The organism is Denitratisoma oestradiolicum, assembly GCF_902813185.1.
GTDB lineage: Bacteria > Pseudomonadota > Gammaproteobacteria > Burkholderiales > Rhodocyclaceae > Denitratisoma > Denitratisoma oestradiolicum.
The window spans coordinates 2,111,302-2,131,596 of the sequence record NZ_LR778301.1; the positions used below are offsets into that span (position 1 = coordinate 2,111,302).

Consider the following 20,295-nt stretch of genomic DNA (forward strand, 5'->3'; position numbering starts at 1 on the left):
TACCTGGCGAAGATCAGAAACCACGCAGGGTGGCGTAGCGGTCCCGATGGAAGGAGGCATCGCCGAACAGCTGCTGGGAGACCCGGGCCCGCTTGAGGTAGAGGCCCACGTCCAGCTCGTCGGTCATGCCGATGCCGCCGTGCATCTGCACCGCCTCGTTGCTGATCAGTTCCAAAGTGTCGGAAACCTTGGCCTTGGTCAGGGAGGCCAGGGTCGCCAGTTGCGGCGAGTTCTCGTCGATGGCGGTGAGGGCCGCCAACACGGCGCTGCGGCTCATCTCCAGGGCGATGTACATTTGCGCGGCCCGGTGCTGCAGGGCCTGGAAGGAACCGATGGGCACGTCGAACTGCACCCGCTCCTTCAGATAGGCAACGGTGGTCTCCAGCAACCAGTCGGCTGCGCCCAGCATCTCGGCGGTTTGCAGGATGCGGGCCCGATCCAGCACGCTGTCCAACAGCGCGGCCCCCTGCCCTACCGTACCGATCACGGCGCTGGCGGACACGGCCACGTTGCTGAAGCGGATCGAGGCAATATTGCGGCTATCCACCAGGGTGCGGCGCAGGCGCTCGACGCCGGGTGCCTTGGCATCCACCAGGAACAGGGTCAGGCCTTCAGCATCGCCCGGCTGGCCGGCGGTGCGGGCGACCACCACCAGTTGGTCGGCGATGGTGCCGTCCACCACGTAGTGCTTTTCGCCGTTCAGCACATAACCGTCACCATTGGCCTGGGCCGTGAGGGCGATGGCCTTGGGATCGTGGCGCGGCTTTTCGTCCACCGCCAGGGCGAACAGGGTTTCGCCACCGATGATCCTGGGCAACCACTGTTCCTTCTGGGCATCGCTGCCGCCCAGCAGGATGGCGCTGCCCCCCAGGGCCACGGTGCCGAACAGGGGGGTGGCGGCCAGGGTCCGGCCGGCCTGTTCGAACACGGCGCCCAGGCCCTTGTAGCCGAAGTCCAGGCCGCCGTAGGCCTCGGGAAAGACGATGGCCGTCCAGCCCAGTTCCACCATCTGTTGCCACACGGGGGGCTGGTAGGCCAAGGGGTCTTGGTTGTCGCGCAGCTTGCGCAAGGCGGCGACGGGCGCGTGCTCCGCAAAGAAGCCCCGAGCGGTTTCCGCCAACATTTCCTGTTCGGAATCAAACAACATTCCCATGATTTTTCCTTAAGGTGAAAAATGAGCTTTCCCGCCGGGCCGTCCCAAGGGAAAGCGGAGAGCGGCGCCAGCCGCAACCCCTCGGTGCCGCCACGGAGCGCCCCCAAACATCGAGCACAGCGAGCCGTATCGAACCCCCCGGAGGGGGGCGAAGGGGGGCGATCCTCATCCTTTTATTCCGGCAGGCCGAGCACACGCTTGGCGATGATGTTGAGTTGCACTTCAGAACTGCCCCCCGCGATGGAGTGGGCCTTGTCGTTGAGCCACTGCTTGGTGGCTTCCAGCTCGTCCTTGGCGAAGCCCTCGCTCTCCCAGCCCAGGCCCTGCAGCCCCAGGGCCGCCACCATGGTCTCGGAGCCCTTCTTCAGGGTGTCGGACAATTGATATTTCATGGTGGCACTGACGTTGGTCACGTCCTTGCCGGACTTCATCATCTCGACGATGCGCTGCTGGGTCAGGCCCTGCACGTGGGTTTCGATTTCCAGGCCAGCCACCTTGTCCCGCATCACGGCGCTGCTGATACGGCCATTGGCGTCCCCCAGGGCCTTCTTCACCACGGGCACCAGGCTGGGTCCGGGCAGATTCAGCTCGGCGAACTTGGACATGGCCTTGCGCTCGAAGGTGAGCAGACGCTTGGCCACGCCCCAGCCGCCGTTCAGGGGGCCGACCATGTTCTTCACCGGCACCCGCACGTTGTCGAAGAACACCTGGCAGAAGCTGGACTTGCCGCTGATCAGGTCGATGGGCCGCACGGTGACCCCCGACGCCTTCATGTCGATCAGCACCATGGTGATGCCCTGCTGCTTGGTGCCCTCGTTGCTGGTGCGGACCAGGGCGTACATCTGGTCGGCGAGGAAGGCGTAGGAGGTCCATATCTTGGAGCCGTTGACGATGAAATCGTCGCCCTCGCGCACGGCGGACATCTTCAGGGACGCCAGGTCGGAACCGGCATTGGGTTCGGAAAAGCCCTGGCACCAGCCGATCTCGCCACGCCCCGTGCCGGGAAGGAAGGTACTTTTCTGCTCGTCGGTGCCGAATTCCAGCAGTACCGGGCCGATCATCCAGATGCCCAGGCTGACCAGGGGCGGACGGCAGCCCGCCCGGGTCAGTTCCACCTCGACGATACGGGTGCGGGCCGAATCCAGGCCGGCGCCACCGAAGGCCGTGGGCCAATCAGGTGCCAGCCAGCCCTTGTCGCGCATGCGCTCGTACCACAGGCGGGCATCCTCGCTCTTGAATTCGATCTTGCTGGACGCCATGGGAATTTCGCCTTCCTGGGGCGGCGTGCGCAGGGACGGCGGGTAGTTGGCTTCGAGCCAGGCACGCACTTCAGCGCGGAAAGTGTCGAGTTCGTTCAATTTATCGTCCTCTGTTTTTGATTCAAATCTGTGTCGCCGGGACCGGGGCTTACGATGCCTGTACCCGATACTGATAGCTGCCGTCCTGCTGTAACTCCCGCTGTAACCGCCCTTGGCCGCAAAGATAGGCCAGATGGGCCAGGGTCTCGGCGATGGCCAGGATGCTGTCCATGGGGCCGCTGCGATGGGTGAAAAAGCGGTTTGCCAGGCCGTAGGCGGTATCCGGTTGCTCGGCGCAGAGGGTCTGCATCTTGTCGAGCACGCCCTGATGATGCTGGCGCAGTTCCTCAGCCCGGGCCTTGAGGCCATGGAAGGGCAGCTCATGGGCCGGCAGCACCAGGGTTTCCTCGGGCAGGCGGCCAATGTGCTCAAGGGAGACGAACCAGTCCTCCAAAGGGCTTGCCTCGGGCTCGAAGGGCAGCACGCCCACATTGGGGCTGATGCGGGCCAGCAATTGGTCGCCGCTCAGCAACACCCCCAGATCCGGGCAATAGAGGGAGGCATGCTCGGGCGAGTGCCCTTCCCCCCCCCACACCTGCCAGACATGGTCGCCGATGGTCAGGGTCCCGCCGTCCCGCAGGCGCTGGTAGGCCCGGGGCATGGGCGACTCGGTAAAAGCCTGGCCGAAGCGATTGAGGGCATCGATCAGATTGAGCAGTTGCTCCCCGGGCAAACCCGCCCGGATAAAGAACTCGCGAAACTCCCAGGACTCTCCCGAGAAGCCCCCGTCGAAAATCCGCATCGCGAAATATTCGGCCCGGCTCATGTAGAGGGGCACCCGCAATTTCTCGGTGAACCATCCAGCCAGGCCGCAGTGGTCCCCATGGTGATGGGTGCAGATGATGCCGGTGACGGGGCCGTCCAGGGCGGGCAGTATCCGCTCCCAGATATCCCGGGTCTCCTGGGTGTTGATGCCGGTATCGACGATGCGCCAACCGGCGCCATCCCGCACCAGGTAGAGGTTGATGTGATTCAGGGCCAGGGGTAGCGGCATGCGCAGCCACTTGATCTGGCCCGGCACCACATCGATCAGCTCACCATTGGTGGCCGGCGCCTGGAAGGGAAAGGAAAGTGTCGTCATGGGGGCTACCCGTCTAAGTCTGCAATTGCGTGGATCAAGGCGCCACAAAGGGCTTCATGCCCAGTGCCGCCAGAGCACTCTCGCTGTAAGGCACATAGTTCCTTGCCTTGTCGTCCCGTACCCAGAGCGGATCGCTGAATTTTTTTGGATCGTAGCCCTGGCGTTGCAGGTCCACCCGCCGCAGCTTGAAGGTGGAGGTCATGTCGGCCTGGGGGCTCACCCGCACGAAATAGGGTACTGCATAGCCGGGCAGGTTGGCCGCCGCCATATCGTAGAAGACCTTGGGATCGAAGTCGCGGCCCGGGGCCATCACCACCGAGGCCATGCCGGCGCGGCCTTCGTGGTCAGGCACAGTCACACCGTAGATCGTCAATATTTCCAGCCCCGGATAATTGGCGAAGGCATCGGCCACTTCGCTGGTGGACACATTCTCGCTCTTCCAGCGGAAGGTGTCGCCAATGCGGTCCACGAAGTAGAAGTAACCCTCGTCGTCGTAGCGGGCCAGATCGCCCGAGGAAAAGTAGGAATCCCCTTCCACGAATACATTGCGCAGGATCTTCTTTTCCGTGGCTTCCGGCGAGGTATAGCCTTCGAAGCGCCCGCCGCCGATATCGGGATGATTGACGATGAAGGCGACGATTTCCCCGATCTCACCCGGTTGGCAGAGGATCATGTGGCCGTTCTCGTCCTTCGGATGGCTCTCGGTCTCGACGTCGTAGCGGACCAGGCGGATATTGGTCTTTTCCCAGTAAGGGATGCGGCCGATGGAGCCCTTGAAGTTATCGACGTTCTGGATGTTGCCGTTGGACTCGGTGGCCCCCCAGCCTTCATAAACCTGCTCGATGCCGAAGCGATTGACGAAGCGGTCCCACACCTCGGCCGAGAGGCCGGCGCCCATCACCTTGCGCAAGGTGTGGTTGCGGTCCTCGGGGGTTTCCGGCTGGTTCAGCAGATAGCGGCAGATCTCGCCCACGTACTGGGCGAAGGTGATCCTGTACTTGCGCACGTCAGCCCAGAATTCCCGCAGGCTGAACTTGCGCCGCAGCACCAGGGCGGCCCGGGCCGACAGGGCCGTGGAGGTCAGGGACATCAACGCCGCGCCATGGTACAGGGGCAGGAAACAGTAGAACACGTCGTCCTTGCCGGTAGCCGTGGTGACCTGCATCACGTCGCCGGTGGTGAGGACCCGCATGTGGCTGTTGAGCACGGCCTTGGGCAGGCCGGTGGTGCCGGACGTGTAGATGTGGATGAAGGGGGTCTCGCCGACCACCCCGACCCGTACCGCCTTGTCCAGGTTGTCCGCGGGCTGGCCGGCGGCCAGGGCATCGACATCGGCCCCGCACATGGCGCGCAGGGCCTCGCTGGCGGGCTTCTCGGCATCCCCCAGGCGCCACAGGGGCAAGCTGCCCCGGACTTCCGGGCAGTCGAAATGCACCAGGCATTCCTCGCCCACCACCGCCGCCTTTGCGCTGGTGATCGAGAGACAGTGGGCCAGGGCCTTGCCGGTGATGTTGGTGTTGATCAGGGAAGCGGTGACGCCCAGCTTGGCCATGGCCCAGAGGATGAAAAAGAACTCCGGCCGGTTCTCCACCGCCATGGCACAGGCATCGCCGCACTGGAGCCCGAGTTTTTGCAGGGCGCGGGCGTACTGGTTGGCCTTGGCATTCACCTCGGCATAGGTGTAACGGCGGTCGCCGTAATAAAGGAAGATGCGATCGGGAGAGTCGGCAGCGCACTCTTCGATGCGATCCGCCATCGTGTAGGTCTGCTTGGGCTTGTGCCGACCGGCAATCTCGTTACGACGGTCCAGCTTTATCTGTGTCTCTTCCCGCGATACCACCATTTATCGGTCTCCAGTAAAACAGCCAACACAATCCCCCAGCACCAATGCAGGAGCCGGAGTTCGGGGAAACCCCAACTCCGGCCTCATGGCGACTTATATCACCACGGGGTCATACTGCGCGGGGAGATATCCTCCCCGGTTGTGTATCAGCGATCGGCCCTGGGCATACCCAGGCCGAACTGGGATGCCATGTCCCGCAGCATCTCGTTCACACCACCTCCGAAGGTGTTGACCAGGGCGCCCCGGTATTCCTCCTCCAGGATGCCACCCAGCATTTCCGCCTGGCTGCCATGGCGGTACAGGCTCCCCGCGCCGACCACCTCCATCAGCTTGCGATAGACGTCGATGGTGGCCTCGGTGCCGAACACCTTGGAAGCGGAAGCTAGGCCCACGTCCATCTTGTCCATGGTCAAGTCAGCAGCCATACGGTAGCTCATCAGCCGCATCGCTTCCACCTGGCGGTAGCAGTCGGCCAGCCGGCTCGCCACCCAGGGCGTATCGATCGGGCGGTGGCCGTTCTCGTCGGTAGTCCGCGCCCATTCCAGGGTCTTCACAAAATCGCCCCGGGCCTTGACGCCCATGGCCCCCAGGCCGATGCGTTCGTGGTTCAACTGGGAGGTGATCAGTTTCCAGCCACCATTGACTTGCCCGACCAGCATTTCCGGCGGCACAAAGATGTTGTCGTAATAGGTGACATTGGTCAGATGGCCCACCGTGTAGATCGGCGTGAAGGAGAAACCGGGGTCCTTGGTATCCACGATCAGGATCGAGATGCCCTTGTGGCGGGGAAGATCGGGATCGGTACGGCAGGCCAGCCAGATGTAGTCGGCCGCATCCGCGTCGGAGGTGAATATCTTGTTGCCATTCACCCGGAAGCCGTCGCCGTCCTTCACCGCCGAGGTCTTCAGGGTCGCCAGGTCGGTGCCGGCGGAGGGCTCCGTATAGCCGATGCTGAAATGGATCTCCCCGGCCGCCATGCCCGGCAGGAACTTCTTCTTGTGTTCCTCCGAGCCGTGGGTCATCAGGGCCGGACCCACGGTATTGATGGTGACGAAGGGCAGGATGGCCCCGGCCAGGAAGGACTCTTCGAAGAAGATCAGCTGTTCCAGGGGCGTGTAGCCCTTGCCGCCGTATTCCTTGGGCCAACCCACCGCCAGCCAGCCGTCCTTGCCCATCTGGCGCACCTGACGCTTGTATTCCTGGAGCCGGGCCGGGTTCTTGTAGTCATGCAGCAGCGACTTGGCCTCGGGCGTCATCAACCGGGCGAAATAGGCCCGGATTTCCTGCTTCAGGGCTTCTTGTTCGGGGGACAGGTTTGTGTACATAGCTAAGACCTCATTCGGAGGACAGGATTAAACCGCTGGTGGGCACGCCGCTGCCGGCGGAGACCACCACATTTTTGACATTGGCCACCGGGTTGACGGAAGTGCCGCGCAACTGGCGCACCCCTTCCGCCACACCGTTCAAGCCATGGATATAGGCTTCGCCCAGTTGGCCACCGTTGGTGTTGATGGGCAGGCTTCCGCTGCGACTGTGCTCACCGGCCCGGACGAAGTCCTTGGCCTCGCCCCGCTGGCAGAAGCCGAAGACCTCCAGCTGGGGCAGGATGAAGGGAGAGAAATGATCATAGAGCACCGCCGTCTGGATATCTTCGGGCTTCAGGTCGGCCATAGCGTAAAGCTGGTCTGCCACCAGGCGCATCTCGGATAGGGCCGTGATGTCCTTGCGGTAGTAGGAGGTCACGCTCTGCTGGTCGTCCGTCATACCCTGGGCCGCGGCAGCGATCAGCACCGGCTTCTGCTTCAGGCTCCGGGCCCGCTCGGCGGAAACCAGCACCACGGCCACGGCACCGTCGGATTCCTGGCAGCAATCGTAGAGATGCAGAGGTTCGACAATCCAGCGGGAAGCCTGATGCTCTTCCAGAGTCAGGGGCTTGCCGTAGAAAAAGGCCTTGGGGTTGGTGGCGGCGAAATCCCGGGCCGCCACGGCAACCCGACCGAAATCCTCGCTGGTGACACCGAAGTCGTGCATGTAGCGGCGGGCCGCCATGGCGATCCAGGAAGCCGGGGATACCAGGCCGTGGGGGATGTACCAGCCGAAATGCACCGACTCGACATTGGGGCTGGCAGGCCAGTCGGCGACGCCGGAGCCAAAGCAGTACCAGGAACGCTCGTTCATGGCCCGATAGCAGACCACCACCTCGGCGACGCCGCTGTGGATGGCCATGGCCCCATGCAGCAGGGGAGCACAGGCCGCGCCGCCACCTTCATGGGTGCGGCTGAAGAACTTCAGGTTCTTGCCGCCCAGCAGGCGGAATATTTCCCGCTCGGGCACATTGTCCATGGTGTAGGTGGACAGACCATCCACCTCGGCGGGGTCGATGCCCGCATCCGCCAGGGCCGCCAGTACCGCCTCCATGCCCAGGTGCAATTCGGTGCGCCCGGAGTTCTTGGAGAACTCCGTGGCACCGATGCCTGCGATGGCCACGCGCCGGGAGAGGGGATGTTTGCTCATCGCTTATCCCATCCTCAGTTAGGCAGGGCCAGAACCACGGTGGCCATCAGGTGGTTGCCGATGGAATTGCGCCCCGTCACATCCAGTTCGAGGGTGCGATCGGCATCACCCTTGGCGGTCACCTTGGCACTCATGGTCATGGTATCCCCGGGGTAGTTGGGTGCCCCCAGGCGGATGGCCACCTTGCGGAACATTGCCTCCGGACCGGCCCATTCGCCCAGGTAACGCTCCACCAGGCCCCCGGTGGTGAGGATGTTCATGAAAATGTTGGGGGAACCCAGGGCCCGGGTGGCCTCCAGATCGTGATGCACGTTCTGGTAATCGCGGGTGGCGATGGCGCAGGAAACGATCTGCCGCACGGAGATCGGAATATCCAGCGTCGGCAACTCCTCGCCAACGCTCACCGCGTCGAAGCGCCGGGTTTCGGTCCAACTCATAGCTCGACCCCGTGGGCCTCCGGACTGGCCAGCCATTGCCCCAGAGCGGCCAGTTGGGCCGGCTTGCCGCCAAAGGTCATTTCCAGGGCACGGCTCCAAAGAGTGAAGCGATGGATCGGGTAACTCAGGTCCACCCCGATGCCGCCATGCATGTGCTGGGCGGCGTGGGTGACGTGATAACCGCAATCGCAGGCCCATACCTTGACCGCGCCGGCCGCGCCCACCGCATCCAGGCCGGCATCCAGGCGCCAGCACAACTGCCAGAGGGTGGAACGCAGGGACTCCACGTCGATCAGGCAGTCGGCGGTCTTCTGGGTGATGGCCTGGAAAGAGGCGATGGGACGGCCGAACTGCACCCGCTCTGTCGTATAGGCCACCACCCGGGTCAGCGCTTCCCGCGCCACGCCCAGGTGCAGCGCGCCCAGACAGGCCACCACCCGGGGCTCCAGCCAGGCCAGGGCTTCCGGTGCCAGGGCCGAATCCGCCGGCAATTCCAGACCGGTAAACGTCAAGTCCGCCGCCGGCTCGTTGTGGGTCAACATCCCGGCCATCTTGCCGATGCCCGGCAGGGACAGGTCCACCGCGAAGAGGCGCACCCCACCCGCCGTCTGGGCCGGCAACAGCGCCACGGCGGACTGTTCGGCCAGGGCAACGGCCACCGCCCGGCCCTGCAGGCGCCAGCCGGCCGAGGTCTGCTCGGCCTTCAGGGAGAGTCCACGACTGGAAATGAGCCCCTCCAGATTCACGCTGGCCAGCTTGGCGCCGCTGACCAGATCAGCCAGCCAAGCCGACTTGGCCCCCGCCGCGCCGAAACGGGAGATGGCCACCGCCGCCAGCTGGGTGGACCACAGGGGCACCGGTGCCACGAAGCGGCCCTGCTGCTCCAGGGTCAGCATCAACTCCACCATCCCCAGGCCCGTGCCGCCATCTTCCTCGGCGACGATCAGGGAAACCAGGCCGGTCTCCTGTAGCTGTTGCCACAGGTCGGCGTTGTAGGCAGCGCCGCTGTTGTCGTACTTCTGCATCTGGTCGTCGGCGCAATAGTCCGAAAATACGCTGGTCGCCAGATCGGCAATGGCACGCTGCTCTTCGCTGAAAGTGAAATCCATCTATAGCTCCCTCAAATGGGCCGGAACACCGGCACAACCAATTCTTCATCCGTCCGCAGGAACTCCACCTGCACCGGCATACCTATTTGCACTTCGGAATACTTGATCCCCGCCAGGCCCGCCACCAGGCGGGTGCCCTCCTCCAGTTCCACCAGCAATACCGGGTTGGGGCTTTCGATCCCCGCCACCTGGGGATGATGCATCACCACAAAGGAATGAATGATGCCCCGGCCACTGGCCTGGATTGCCTCCCATTTGAAGGAATGGCAATGGGGGCAAGTCGGACCGGGCGGATGGCGCAATTCGCCGCAAGCGCTGCATTTCTGGATCAGCAGCCTGCCTTCCTTCAGGCCGTCCCAGAAGAACCGGGTGTCCTGGCTGATGCCGGGATGGGGACGACGGGGCTGGGCTTCGGCCGGCTGCTCCGCTTTGGATTCTGCCTCGTCAGGCACCTGATGGGGCCGATAGACGAAGAGACGGAAGCGCATGGTGCCCACCTTCTCGCCCTCGGTGGTCATGAAGGTCATCAGATTGGTGACGAAATACCCGGTCCCCAGGGCCGTGCGCTTCAATTCACTGACCGACTCAAGCATGGAGGTGAAGCACAGGGACTCCCCCAAGCGCAGGTAGCGGAAATACTCATGCTCCGAATTGACCGCCACATTGACCGGAAAGCCATTGTTGGTCAGGAACTCCACCGCCTCGTAGGGGTTCACCGTGCTGGAACCGGGGGGCGACTCGCCATTGACGCCGGCCAGGGTCCAGGCCTGCATCATCGTCGGCGGCGCCACCTGTCCGCCATGGATGGACTTGGCGGCGAATGCGGGATCGTGATAGAGGATGCTCTTGTTGCCCATGGCCTCGCACCATTGGCGGATCATGGGCTGATTGACCGGATCCCAGGCATAGACGCGACCATACTCACGGCCCACCATCGCCTTGACGTGGGCTTCGACATCGACATTCGTCACGGACATTTTTGGCTCTCAAATTGATGGATGAACATGGCCCGGATCAAATCGTTCATCCTGGGGCAACGCCGACGGGGAGCCCCCAGACGCCCGACGTCTATTCCAAAACTTGATCGAATCTAGCGCACTGGGTCCTGCCCCGGCAACTCACATTTGCGCCGCAACGAACATTTGCCAAATGGCGCAATCACCGGCCTGAACAGACAGGTATATCCTTGTTCGTGTTTATATTGCGTCGCAACAACCAGAATACGGCTCAGGAACGCAATTGGGATGACAGCGCTGATCCGGGAAAAGCGACCCATTCGGTACCAGCGTGATGCCTTACGCTGAATGGGGAACCCATATGCTTTTCCTTGCCGGCCCCTGTTTAAGCTTCTCCTGGAATTTCGTCTTCCAGAAGTGAGCCGTTGGGACTGGAGGAGCCAGCCAAGGGTAATCGGCTCCGATCCGGACTACCTCTGGATACTGGCGCGGGACAAGCAGATCCCCGTAACCGGTCGGTCGGGCTCGAAGCCTGGGGGTTGCAGTGGATCGCTTGATCTGGGTGGCCCACCTCCGGCCCGATTGAGCCGGAACCGCCCGGTGCTCCGATTCTCGGGTACCGGTTCGGCAATGACGAGGGCCGCCGGGGGCGGCCCTCAGTTGAACTCACTTGTCCAGCTCTTCCAGCCGCAGCCGGATGACTTTGCGCTTCACCACCGGCAGGGCCTCGATCCTGGCGATGGCGGCATCCGCCTGCTTTTCCTGGCAGACATGGGTCAGGATGATGATGTCGGTCTGGGCCTCGCCCTCGCCGGGTTCCCGTTGCAACAGGGCATCGATGGAAATCCCCGCATCGGCCAGGATGCGGGTCACGTCGGCCAGGACACCGGCCTTGTCTTCCACTCGCAGGCGCAGATAGTAGGCGGTCTCCACCTCGGCCAGGGGCAGGATGGGCGTGTCGGCCATGGCGTCGGGCTGGAAGGCCAGGTGGGGCACCCGGTTCTCTGGATCGGCGGTATGCATCCGGGTCACATCCACCAGGTCAGCGATCACCGCGCTGGCGGTGGGTTCGGCACCGGCGCCCTTGCCATAGTAGAGGGTGGAGCCCACGGCATCGCCCTGGACCAGCACCGCGTTCATGGCCCCTTCCACGTTGGCGATCAGGCGCCGAGCCGGAATCAGGGTGGGATGGACCCGCAGCTCGATGCCGTTTGCGCGGCGCTTGGTGATGCCCAGCAGCTTGATGCGGTAGCCGAGCTGCTCAGCGTACTTGATATCCTCGGCCTCCAGCTTGCTGATACCCTCCACGTGGGCCTTGTCGAACTGGACCGGGATGCCGAAGGCGATGGCGGAAAGAATGGTGATCTTGTGGGCTGCATCCACGCCCTCGATGTCGAAGGTGGGATCTGCCTCGGCGTAGCCCAGACGCTGGGCTTCCTTGAGCACCGTGTCGAAGGGCAGGCCCTTGTCCCGCATTTCGGAAAGAATGAAATTGGTGGTGCCGTTGATGATGCCGGCGATCCACTGGATGCGGTTGGCCGCCAGGCCTTCCCGTACCGCCTTGATGATGGGGATGCCCCCGGCCACGGCGGCCTCGAAGGCCACCATCACGCCCTTCTTCTGGGCGGCGGCGAAGATCTCGGTGCCATGGACCGCCAGCAGGGCCTTGTTGGCGGTCACCACATGCTTGCCGTTCTCGATGGCCTTCAGCACCAGTTCCTTGGCGATGCCGTAGCCGCCGATCAGTTCCACCACGATGTCGATCTCGGGGTCCGTCACCACGGAGAAGGCATCGTCGGTGAGGGCCACCTGGCCCCCGGTCACTTCCTTGGCCAGGGCCAGGTTCTTGTCCGCCACCTTGGTGATGCGGATGGGACGACCGGCACGGCGGGTGATTTCCGCCTCGTTGCGAGTGAGGACAGTGTAGGTGCCGCCACCGACGGTACCGATGCCAAGAAGGCCGACATTAATAGGTTTCATAGTTCAGTGAGAAGTGATGAGTGAGAGGTGAAAAGTGCGCGGGCGAGTCCTTGCCCTCGACGCTTCTCAGGTGCCGTGGCGCTTGCGGTAGTTCTCCAGGAAGCGGGCGATGCGGCCGATGGCTTCCCGCAGGTCGTCCTCGTGGGGCAGGAAGACCACGCGGAAATGATCCGGATGGGGCCAGTTGAAACCGCTGCCCTGGACCAGCAGGACCCGCTCCGACTCCAGCAGTTCCAGGATGAACTGCTGATCATCGGCAATCGGGTAGAGCTTGGGATCCAGTCGGGGAAAGAGATAGAGGGCGGCCTTGGGCTTGACGCAGGTGACGCCGGGAATGTCGGTCAGCAGTTGGTGGGCCAGATCCCGCTGGCGGCAGAGGCGACCGGTGGGTACCACCAGGTCGTTGATGCTCTGATACCCGCCCAGGGCGGTCTGGATCGCGAATTGGCCCGGCACATTGGAGCACAGGCGCATGGAGGCCAGGATGTTGAGGCCCTCGATGTAGTCCTGGGCATGACGCTTCTCGCCGGAAATCACCATCCAGCCGGAGCGGAAGCCGCAGGCCCGGTAGTTCTTGGACAGGCCGTTCAGGGTCACGAACAGCACATCGTCCGCCAGGGAGGCGATGGAGGTATGGACGTTGCCATCGTAGAGCACCTTGTCGTAGATCTCGTCGGCGAAGATGATCAGATCGTGGGTGCGGGCAATTTCGATGATTTCCCGCAGCAGTTCCACCGGATAGAGGGCGCCGGTGGGATTGTTGGGGTTGATCAGCACAATGGCCCGGGTGGTGGGCACGATCTTGGAGCGGATGTCGGCCAGGTCCGGCAGCCAGTCCGATGCCTCGTCGCAGAGGTAATGGCGCGGCGTGCCGCTGCCCAGGGTCACCGCCGCCGTCCACAAGGGATAGTCGGGTGTCGGCACCAGCACCTCGTCCCCCGGATTGAGCAGGGCCTGCATGGCCATCACGATCAGTTCCGAGGCGCCGTTGCCGATGTAGATATCCTCGATGCCCACCCCGGCGATGTGCTTCTGCTGGGTGTAGTGCATGATCGCCTTGCGGGCGGCGAACAGGCCCTTGGAGTCGGAATAGCCCGAAGAGTCCGGCAGGTTGCGGATCACGTCCTGGACGATCTCCTCCGGCGCCTCGAAGCCGAAGGGAGCCAGATTGCCGATATTCAGCTTGATCACCCGGTGCCCGTCCTCCTCCATCTGCCTGGCCCGGGCCAGGACCGGTCCCCGGATGTCATAGCAGACATTGGCGAGCTTGGCGGACTTCAATACCGGTTGCATGTCGAGGATTCCTTTGGGATGCGATGGGCCGGAAGCGGCACAAGGCGGCCACCGGCAAAGGGTATAATCTTACTCAAGCCCTTGCTGCGCCGCAATCAAACGACTGCGGCGCTTCTTTTTTGCGGCGTTTTCTTCCATGAAACTGCATCCCAAGATCACCGTCGGACAATACGCCATCACCGGCCAGGGGCCGGGTTATGTGTCTGTGAACGGCAGACGCCTGGAACACAGTCTGATCATCACCCCCTTGCAACTGGACGACACCTGGCCCGTGGCCCGGCCGGAGGATCTCCAGACCGAGCACCTGCTGCCCCTGCTGGATTTCCAATGCGACGTGGTGCTGCTGGGCACCGGCCTGCGCCAGCGCTTTCCCTCACCGGCCCTGCTGCGCCCCCTGATCGAGGCCCGCATCGGCGTGGAGGTGATGGACACCGCCGCCGCCTGCCGCACCTATCACATCCTCACCAGCGAGGGCCGGGCCGTGGTGGCGGCCCTGATCGTGGAAAAGCCGACACCATGAACACCCGCCGCCTGGCCTGGATACTCTGGATTGCTCTTTTCGCAGTCTGGTTCGGCACCCTGGATCAGCGGGCTCTGATCCGCCCCGACGAGGGGCGCTATGCGGAAATTCCCCGGGAAATGGTGGCCAGCGGCGATTGGCTGACCCCCCGTCTCAACGACCTGAAGTATTTCGAAAAGCCGGCCCTGCAATACTGGGCCACCGCCACCGGCTACGAACTGCTGGGTGAGGATGAATGGACTGCCAGGCTCTGGCCCGCCCTGACCGGCTTCCTTGGCATCCTGCTGGCCTGGTACACCGGCCGCCGCTTGTGGGGGCCCCGGGCCGGACACCTGGCCGCGGCCATCCTGGCCGGGACCCTGTTCTATGGAACGATGGCCCATGTCCTCACTCTGGATATGGGGCTCTCGTTCTTTTTGCAACTGGCCTGGACCGGATTCATCCTGGCCCAGCAGCCCGATACCCGGGCCAGTCGGCGCTGGATGCTGACGGCCTGGGCGGCCCTGGCCCTGGCGGTATTGTCCAAGGGACTGGTGGCCCTGGTGCTGACCGGCGGCACCTTGGTGGCCTATTCCCTGTTGAATCGGGATTTATCCCCCTGGAAAAAGCTCGCCCCCCTTTCCGGGCTGGCCCTGTTTCTGGCCATCGCGGCGCCCTGGTTCATGGCCGTTTCCGTCGCCAATCCGGAATTCCCCCGTTTCTTTTTCATCCATGAGCACTTCGAACGCTTCCTGACCACGGTCCATCGCCGCAGTCAGCCCGGCTGGTATTTCCTCTATGTCTATGCGGCAGGCGCCCTGCCCTGGACCCTGATGCTGCTTCACAGCCTGTTCAAATCCTGGCGGTACGAGGAAAGCAGCCCCTTTCAGCCTCTGCGTTTCCTGGTGATCTGGGTGGTCGTGACCTTTGGTTTCTTCAATCTGTCCAGTTCCAAGCTGCCTCCCTATATTCTGCCGATACTGCCGGCCATGGCCCTGCTGGGAGGTCGACACCTGGCCGAACTTTCCCGCCGTGCCCTGCTGCTTCATTTGGCCGCGCTGATGCCCCTGGCGCTGACCGCCCTGATCCTGGCACCCCGGGTGGCCCATTGGCAGGACAAGGACTATTCCCCGGCCATGGTCCAGGGGCTGACCTTCTGGCTGACCACTGCCGCCGTGGTTTTTGTGCTGGGACTGGCGGGGGCAGCCCTGCTGGCCTGGAAGGAGCGCAAAGTATCCGCCCTGGTCATGCTGGGGATGGCCGGACTGCTGTCCGGTAGCGCCATACTCCAGGGTCACGGCCAGCTCTCTCCCTACAGTTCCAGCAAGGAGCTGGCGCTGCGCGTCGCCCCCAAGCTAGCCCCTGGACTGCCCTTCTACAGTGTCCTCAGCTACGAACAGACCCTGCCCTTCTATCTCAAGCGCACCCTGACCCTGGTCCAGTTCCGGGGCGAAATGGCTTTCGGTCTGGACCGGGAGCCTGGAAAGGGCATACCCACCGTGGCTGAATTCAAGCAGCGCTGGCTGATCGACAGTGAGGCCTATGCCATCATGCCCATCGAGGAATTCGACAAGCTCGTGGCCGAGGGCCTGCCCATGGAGGAAATCGATCGTGACGGGCGCTATGTGATTTCCCGGAAACCGCCCCACACCGCCAGCCCCGACACCAGGATGCCATGACCCCCATCGCCTTCACCCTGATCCTCACCGGCGTACTGCTCAACGCCGCCGCCCAGTTGCTGCTCAAGGCCGGTACCAATGTGGTGGGACATTTCGATTTCCATCTGGACAATCTCATACCGATCGGGATGAAGATCGCCTTTCAGCCCTACATCATGGGGGGCATGGTCTGCTACGCGGTGAGCCTGGTGGTCTGGATCATGGCCCTGTCCCGGGTTCCGGTGAGCATCGCCTACCCGATGCTGTCCATCGGCTATGTGATCAATGCCCTGGTGGCCCACTACTGGTTCGGCGAGGCCCTGGTCATGCAGAAGATGCTGGGCATCGGCTTCATCATCATCGGCGTGGTATTGGTGGCGAAATCGTGAATACGGATTTCCTTCCCTTCACGCGCCCCTCCATCGACGAGGCAACCATTGCCAGCGTCACCGAGGTACTGCGCTCTGGCTGGATCACCAGCGGCCCCAAGGTGCAGGCCTTCGAATCAGCGCTCTCGGTACTCTGCGGCGGCCGTCCGGTGCGCGCCTTCAATTCCGGCACGGCAGCCCTGGAAGTGGCCCTGCGTCTGGCGAACATCCAGGCTGGCGACGAAGTGATCACCACGCCCCTGACCTGGGTCGCCACCGCCAACGTGATCCTGGAAGTGGGTGCGACGCCGGTGCTGGTGGATATCGACCCCGCTACCCGCAACATCGACCTGGATCGGGTGGAGGCTGCAATCACTGCCCGAACCCGGGCCATCATCCCGGTGGACCTGGCAGGCCTGCCGGTGGACCGGGACCGGCTCTACGCCATCGCCCATACCCACCAACTGCGGGTGGTGGAGGATGCGGCCCAGTCCTTCGGCGCCTCCTGGAAAGGCCGGCCGATCGGCAGCACGGGAGACTTCGTTGCCTTCAGCTTCCACGCCAACAAGAACCTCACCACCACCGAGGGCGGCGCCCTGGTGCTGCCGGCGGACGTGGACGCCGGCCTCTGCGAGCGCCTGCGCCTGCAAGGGGTGCAGCGTTTCCCGGACGGCGGCATGGACGTGGACGTGCTGGGAGGCAAGTGGAACCTGACCGACGTGGCCGCCGCCGTGGGCCTGGGTCAGCTGAAACATCTGGATGAATTCACCGAACGCCGCCGCCAGCTGGCCCGGCGCTACTTCGAGAAGATCGATCCGACCCTGGGCCTGGCATTGCCACCCGCCGACTTCAGCAACTCCAACTGGCACATGTTCCAGCCCCTGCTGCCCCCGGGCACCGACCGGGGCGCCTTCATCGCCGCCATGAAGGACCAGGGCATCGGCGTCGGCGTCCATTACCCGGCCCTGCATCTGTTCAGTCTCTACCGGAACCTGGGTTTCAAGGCCGGCCAGTTCCCCCAGGCGGAGAATGTGGGCGCCCGCACCGTTACACTTCCCCTGTTCCCGGCCATGGAGGACAGCGACGTGGATCGCGTCTGCCAGGCCCTGACAAACGCACTCCAGCGCTGAACCATGAGCACACCCGAAATCTCCGTCGTCATCCCGGTCTACAACGAGGAAGCCGGGCTCCAGAACCTCTTCGACCGGCTCTACCCGGCCCTGGACGCTCTGGGCGCAGCCTACGAGGTCCTCTTCGTCAATGACGGCAGCCGGGACCGCTCCGCCGCTCTGCTGCGGGAACAGTTCGAGCGCCGGCCCGACGTGACCCGGGCCATCCTGCTGGCTGCCAACGCTGGCCAGCACATGGCCATCATGGCGGGTTTCGAGCATGCCCGGGGGCAGATCATCGTCACCCTGGATGCGGATCTGCAAAATCCTCCGGAGGAGATCGGCAAGCTGATCGCCAAGATGCGGGAGGGCCACGACTATGTGGGCAGCATCCGCCGCAAGCGCCAGGACAGCCTGTTCCGCACCTGGGCCTCCAAGGCCATGAACCGGCTGAGGGAGAAGATCACCCGCATCAAGATCACCGACCAGGGCAATATGCTGCGGGCCTATTCCCGCAGCGTGGTGGATGCCATCAACAGTTGCAAGGAAGTCAGCACCTTCATCCCGGCCCTGGCCTACACCTTTGCCCGCCATCCCACCGAGGTGGTGGTGGAGCACGAGGAACGGGCCGCCGGCGAGTCCAAGTATTCCCTCTACAGCCTGATCCGCCTCAACTTCGACCTGATGACCGGCTTCTCCCTGGTGCCCCTGCAATGGTTCTCCATGCTGGGCATTCTGGTCTCCCTGGGCTCGGCAGCCCTGTTCCTGCTGCTGATCGCCCGCCGCCTGATCCTGGGCCCGGAAGCCGAGGGGCTGTTCACCCTTTTCGCCCTGGCCTTCTTCCTGATCGGCCTGACCCTCTTCGGCATCGGCCTGCTGGGGGAATATGTGGGCCGGGTGTATCAGCAGGTGAGGCATCGCCCCCGCTACCTGATCGAGGCTGTCCTGGAAAAAACGGAATGACCCGCGCCGTCGTCTTTGCCTACCACAACGTGGGTGCCCGCTGCCTCAGGGTGCTGCTGGCCCACGGGGTGGACGTGGCCCTGGTGGTGACTCACCAGGACAGCCCCACCGAAAATATCTGGTTCGAGCGTGCCGCCGATGTGGCGAAGGAGTACGGCATCCCCGTGGCCATGCCGGAGGACCCCAACACCCCGGAATTCATCGCCCGCCTCCAGGCCCTGGCGCCGGACTTCCTGTTCTCCTTCTACTACCGGCTGATGCTCAAGCCCGCCCTGCTGGCGCTCCCCATCCGGGGCGGCTACAACATGCACGGTTCCCTGCTGCCCAAGTACCGGGGCCGGGTGCCGGTGAACTGGGCAGTGCTGCACGGCGAACGGGAAACCGGCGCCACCCTGCACCGCATGGTGGAAAAGCCCGACGCTGGGGAAATCGTCGCCCAGCAGGCGGTGCCTATCCTTCCCGACGATACGGCCGGCGATGTCTTCCACAAGGTCACCCTGGCAGCAGAAATGGCTCTGGACCGGGTGCTGCCCGACCTGCTGGCCGGCAGCGCCCCCCACGTCATGCCCGATCTCGCCACCGGCAGCTATTTCGGCGGTCGCAAGCCCGAGGACGGCCAAATCGACTGGAGCCAGCCTGCCGCCGCTGTCCACAACCTGATCCGTGCCGTGGCCCCTCCCTACCCGGGAGCCTTTTTCGAGCTGGGGGACCACCGCATTGTCGTCACCCGCAGCCTCTCCCAGCCGGTTAGCCGGGGACTGGCCGGACAACCGGTGCTATACGCCGACGAAAGCCATCTATTCGCCCGCTGTGGAGACGGCGGCGTGGTTAAAATTCTTGCGCTTGAACTGGACGGCAAAGCGATTCCTCCGATCTCCCTGCCGGCCCGCCTCGGCCAAAACCCGATTCCCCTGGTCTGACCATTATGAAAAAAATCCTCATCCTCGGCGTCAATGGCTTCATCGGCCACCATCTGTCCCAGCGCATCATGGAGACCACCGACTGGGAGGTCCATGGCATGGACATGAACTCCGAACGGGTCGCCGATCTGATGGGCAATCCCCGCTTTCATTTCTTCGAGGGCGACATCACCATCAACAAGGAGTGGATCGAGTACCACGTCAAGAAGTGCGACGTGATCCTGCCCCTGGTGGCCATCGCCACCCCGGCCACCTACGTCAAGGAACCCCTGCGGGTGTTCGAACTGGACTTCGAGGCCAACCTGCCCATCGTGCGCCAGGCCGTGAAGTACGGAAAGCGGGTGATCTTCCCCTCCACCTCCGAGGTCTATGGCATGAGCCAGGACCCGGAATTCGATCCTGAAAATTCCCCCCTGGTCTACGGCCCCATCAACAAGCCGCGCTGGATCTATGCCTGCGCCAAGCAGATGATGGACCGGGTGATCCACGCCTACGGCCAGCAGGAGGGCCTGCAATACACCCTGTTCCGCCCCTTCAACTGGATCGGCCCGGGCCTGGATTCCATCCACACCCCGAAGGAAGGATCGAGCCGCGTGATCACCCAGTTCCTCGGCCACATCGTGCGGGGCGAGCCCATCAAGCTGGTGGATGGCGGCGCCCAGAAGCGCGCCTTCACCTATGTCACCGACGGCATCGACGCCCTGATGAAGATCATCGCCAACAAGGATGATGTCGCCAACGGCAAGATCTACAACATCGGCAATCCCGGCAACAACTACTCCATCCGCGAACTGGCCACCCTGATGCTGGATCTGGCCAAACAGTATCCCGAATACGCCGAGTCCGCCGCCAAGGTCAAGGTGCTGGAGACCACCTCCGCCGAGTACTACGGCAGCGGCTATCAGGACACCCAGCATCGGGTTCCGAAAATAACCAATACCATGGCCGATCTGGACTGGGCGCCCCAGGTGAAATTCGAGGACGCCCTGCGCGGCATCTTCGAAGCCTATCGGGGCGACGTGGCCCAAGCCCGCAAGCTGATGGACTGAGGCAT

Annotated in this window: 18 protein-coding genes; 7 read left to right on the forward strand and 11 right to left on the reverse strand. The window is 63.5% G+C overall.

Annotated features, from left to right (window positions below; all coding sequences use genetic code 11):
* Positions 1-13: 13 nt before the first annotated feature.
* The 11 genes from DENOEST_RS09710 to DENOEST_RS09760 form a co-directional block, all read right to left on the reverse strand.
* Positions 14-1,153 carry an acyl-CoA dehydrogenase family protein gene (locus tag DENOEST_RS09710; RefSeq protein ID WP_145769197.1) on the reverse strand — a complete coding sequence of 380 codons (1,140 nt, stop codon included), beginning with the start codon at positions 1,151-1,153 and terminating at the stop codon, positions 14-16.
* Positions 1,154-1,326: 173 nt separating this feature from the next.
* Positions 1,327-2,511: an acyl-CoA dehydrogenase family protein gene (locus tag DENOEST_RS09715; RefSeq protein WP_145769198.1), complete on the reverse strand. Its 1,185-nt coding sequence runs from the start codon at positions 2,509-2,511 to the stop codon at positions 1,327-1,329.
* Between the two features lie 49 nt (positions 2,512-2,560).
* A complete protein-coding gene (locus tag DENOEST_RS09720; protein WP_145769199.1) occupies positions 2,561-3,592 on the reverse strand; it encodes an MBL fold metallo-hydrolase in 1,032 nt (343 codons plus the stop codon).
* A 34-nt stretch (positions 3,593-3,626) separates the two neighbouring features.
* Entirely contained in the window at positions 3,627-5,435 is a 1,809-nt protein-coding gene (locus DENOEST_RS09725; protein ID WP_145769200.1) for a long-chain-acyl-CoA synthetase, read from the reverse strand.
* Positions 5,436-5,581: 146 nt separating this feature from the next.
* Complete coding sequence (locus DENOEST_RS09730) at positions 5,582-6,760, reverse strand: acyl-CoA dehydrogenase family protein (RefSeq protein ID WP_145769201.1); 1,179 nt, start codon at positions 6,758-6,760, stop codon at positions 5,582-5,584.
* Between the two features lie 10 nt (positions 6,761-6,770).
* On the reverse strand, positions 6,771-7,949 hold the full coding sequence (locus DENOEST_RS09735) for a lipid-transfer protein (protein ID WP_145769202.1): 1,179 nt from the start codon (positions 7,947-7,949) through the stop codon (positions 6,771-6,773).
* 14 nt (positions 7,950-7,963) lie between these two features.
* Positions 7,964-8,386, reverse strand: coding sequence for a MaoC family dehydratase (locus tag DENOEST_RS09740; protein WP_145769203.1), 423 nt, complete (start codon positions 8,384-8,386; stop codon positions 7,964-7,966).
* The gene (locus tag DENOEST_RS20510) at positions 8,383-9,495 is read right to left on the reverse strand and encodes an acyl-CoA dehydrogenase family protein (RefSeq protein WP_145769204.1); all 1,113 of its coding nucleotides are present in this window, start codon (positions 9,493-9,495) and stop codon (positions 8,383-8,385) included. Before DENOEST_RS20510 ends, DENOEST_RS09740 begins: the two co-directional genes overlap by 4 nt.
* 11 nt (positions 9,496-9,506) lie before the next feature.
* Positions 9,507-10,472: a bifunctional MaoC family dehydratase N-terminal/OB-fold nucleic acid binding domain-containing protein gene (locus DENOEST_RS09750; RefSeq protein ID WP_197970575.1), complete on the reverse strand. Its 966-nt coding sequence runs from the start codon at positions 10,470-10,472 to the stop codon at positions 9,507-9,509.
* Between the two features lie 645 nt (positions 10,473-11,117).
* Positions 11,118-12,431 carry a homoserine dehydrogenase gene (locus tag DENOEST_RS09755; RefSeq protein WP_145769205.1) on the reverse strand — a complete coding sequence of 438 codons (1,314 nt, stop codon included), beginning with the start codon at positions 12,429-12,431 and terminating at the stop codon, positions 11,118-11,120.
* Between the two features lie 66 nt (positions 12,432-12,497).
* The gene (locus tag DENOEST_RS09760) at positions 12,498-13,724 is read right to left on the reverse strand and encodes a pyridoxal phosphate-dependent aminotransferase (protein WP_145769206.1); all 1,227 of its coding nucleotides are present in this window, start codon (positions 13,722-13,724) and stop codon (positions 12,498-12,500) included.
* Positions 13,725-13,860: 136 nt separating this feature from the next.
* Here DENOEST_RS09760 and DENOEST_RS09765 point away from each other — a divergent pair, with 136 nt between their 5' ends.
* The 7 genes from DENOEST_RS09765 to DENOEST_RS09795 are packed head-to-tail and all read left to right on the forward strand — an operon-like array spanning position 13,861 to position 20,290.
* A complete protein-coding gene (locus DENOEST_RS09765) occupies positions 13,861-14,244 on the forward strand; it encodes an Mth938-like domain-containing protein (RefSeq protein WP_145769207.1) in 384 nt (127 codons plus the stop codon).
* Positions 14,241-15,902 (forward strand): glycosyltransferase family 39 protein, encoded by a 1,662-nt coding sequence (locus DENOEST_RS09770; RefSeq protein ID WP_145769208.1) that lies wholly within the window; start codon positions 14,241-14,243, stop codon positions 15,900-15,902. Before DENOEST_RS09765 ends, DENOEST_RS09770 begins: the two co-directional genes overlap by 4 nt.
* Entirely contained in the window at positions 15,899-16,270 is a 372-nt protein-coding gene (locus tag DENOEST_RS09775) for an SMR family transporter (protein WP_145769209.1), read from the forward strand. Before DENOEST_RS09770 ends, DENOEST_RS09775 begins: the two co-directional genes overlap by 4 nt.
* Positions 16,267-17,379, forward strand: coding sequence for a DegT/DnrJ/EryC1/StrS family aminotransferase (locus DENOEST_RS09780; RefSeq protein WP_145769210.1), 1,113 nt, complete (start codon positions 16,267-16,269; stop codon positions 17,377-17,379). The genes DENOEST_RS09775 and DENOEST_RS09780 overlap by 4 nt, the downstream gene beginning before the upstream one ends.
* Positions 17,380-17,382: 3 nt before the next feature.
* Complete coding sequence (locus tag DENOEST_RS09785; RefSeq protein WP_145769211.1) at positions 17,383-18,321, forward strand: glycosyltransferase; 939 nt, start codon at positions 17,383-17,385, stop codon at positions 18,319-18,321.
* Positions 18,318-19,241 carry a formyltransferase gene (locus DENOEST_RS09790; protein WP_145769212.1) on the forward strand — a complete coding sequence of 308 codons (924 nt, stop codon included), beginning with the start codon at positions 18,318-18,320 and terminating at the stop codon, positions 19,239-19,241. The genes DENOEST_RS09785 and DENOEST_RS09790 overlap by 4 nt, the downstream gene beginning before the upstream one ends.
* A 5-nt stretch (positions 19,242-19,246) precedes the next feature.
* Positions 19,247-20,290 (forward strand): bifunctional UDP-4-keto-pentose/UDP-xylose synthase, encoded by a 1,044-nt coding sequence (locus DENOEST_RS09795; RefSeq protein WP_145769213.1) that lies wholly within the window; start codon positions 19,247-19,249, stop codon positions 20,288-20,290.
* Positions 20,291-20,295 lie beyond the last annotated feature (5 nt).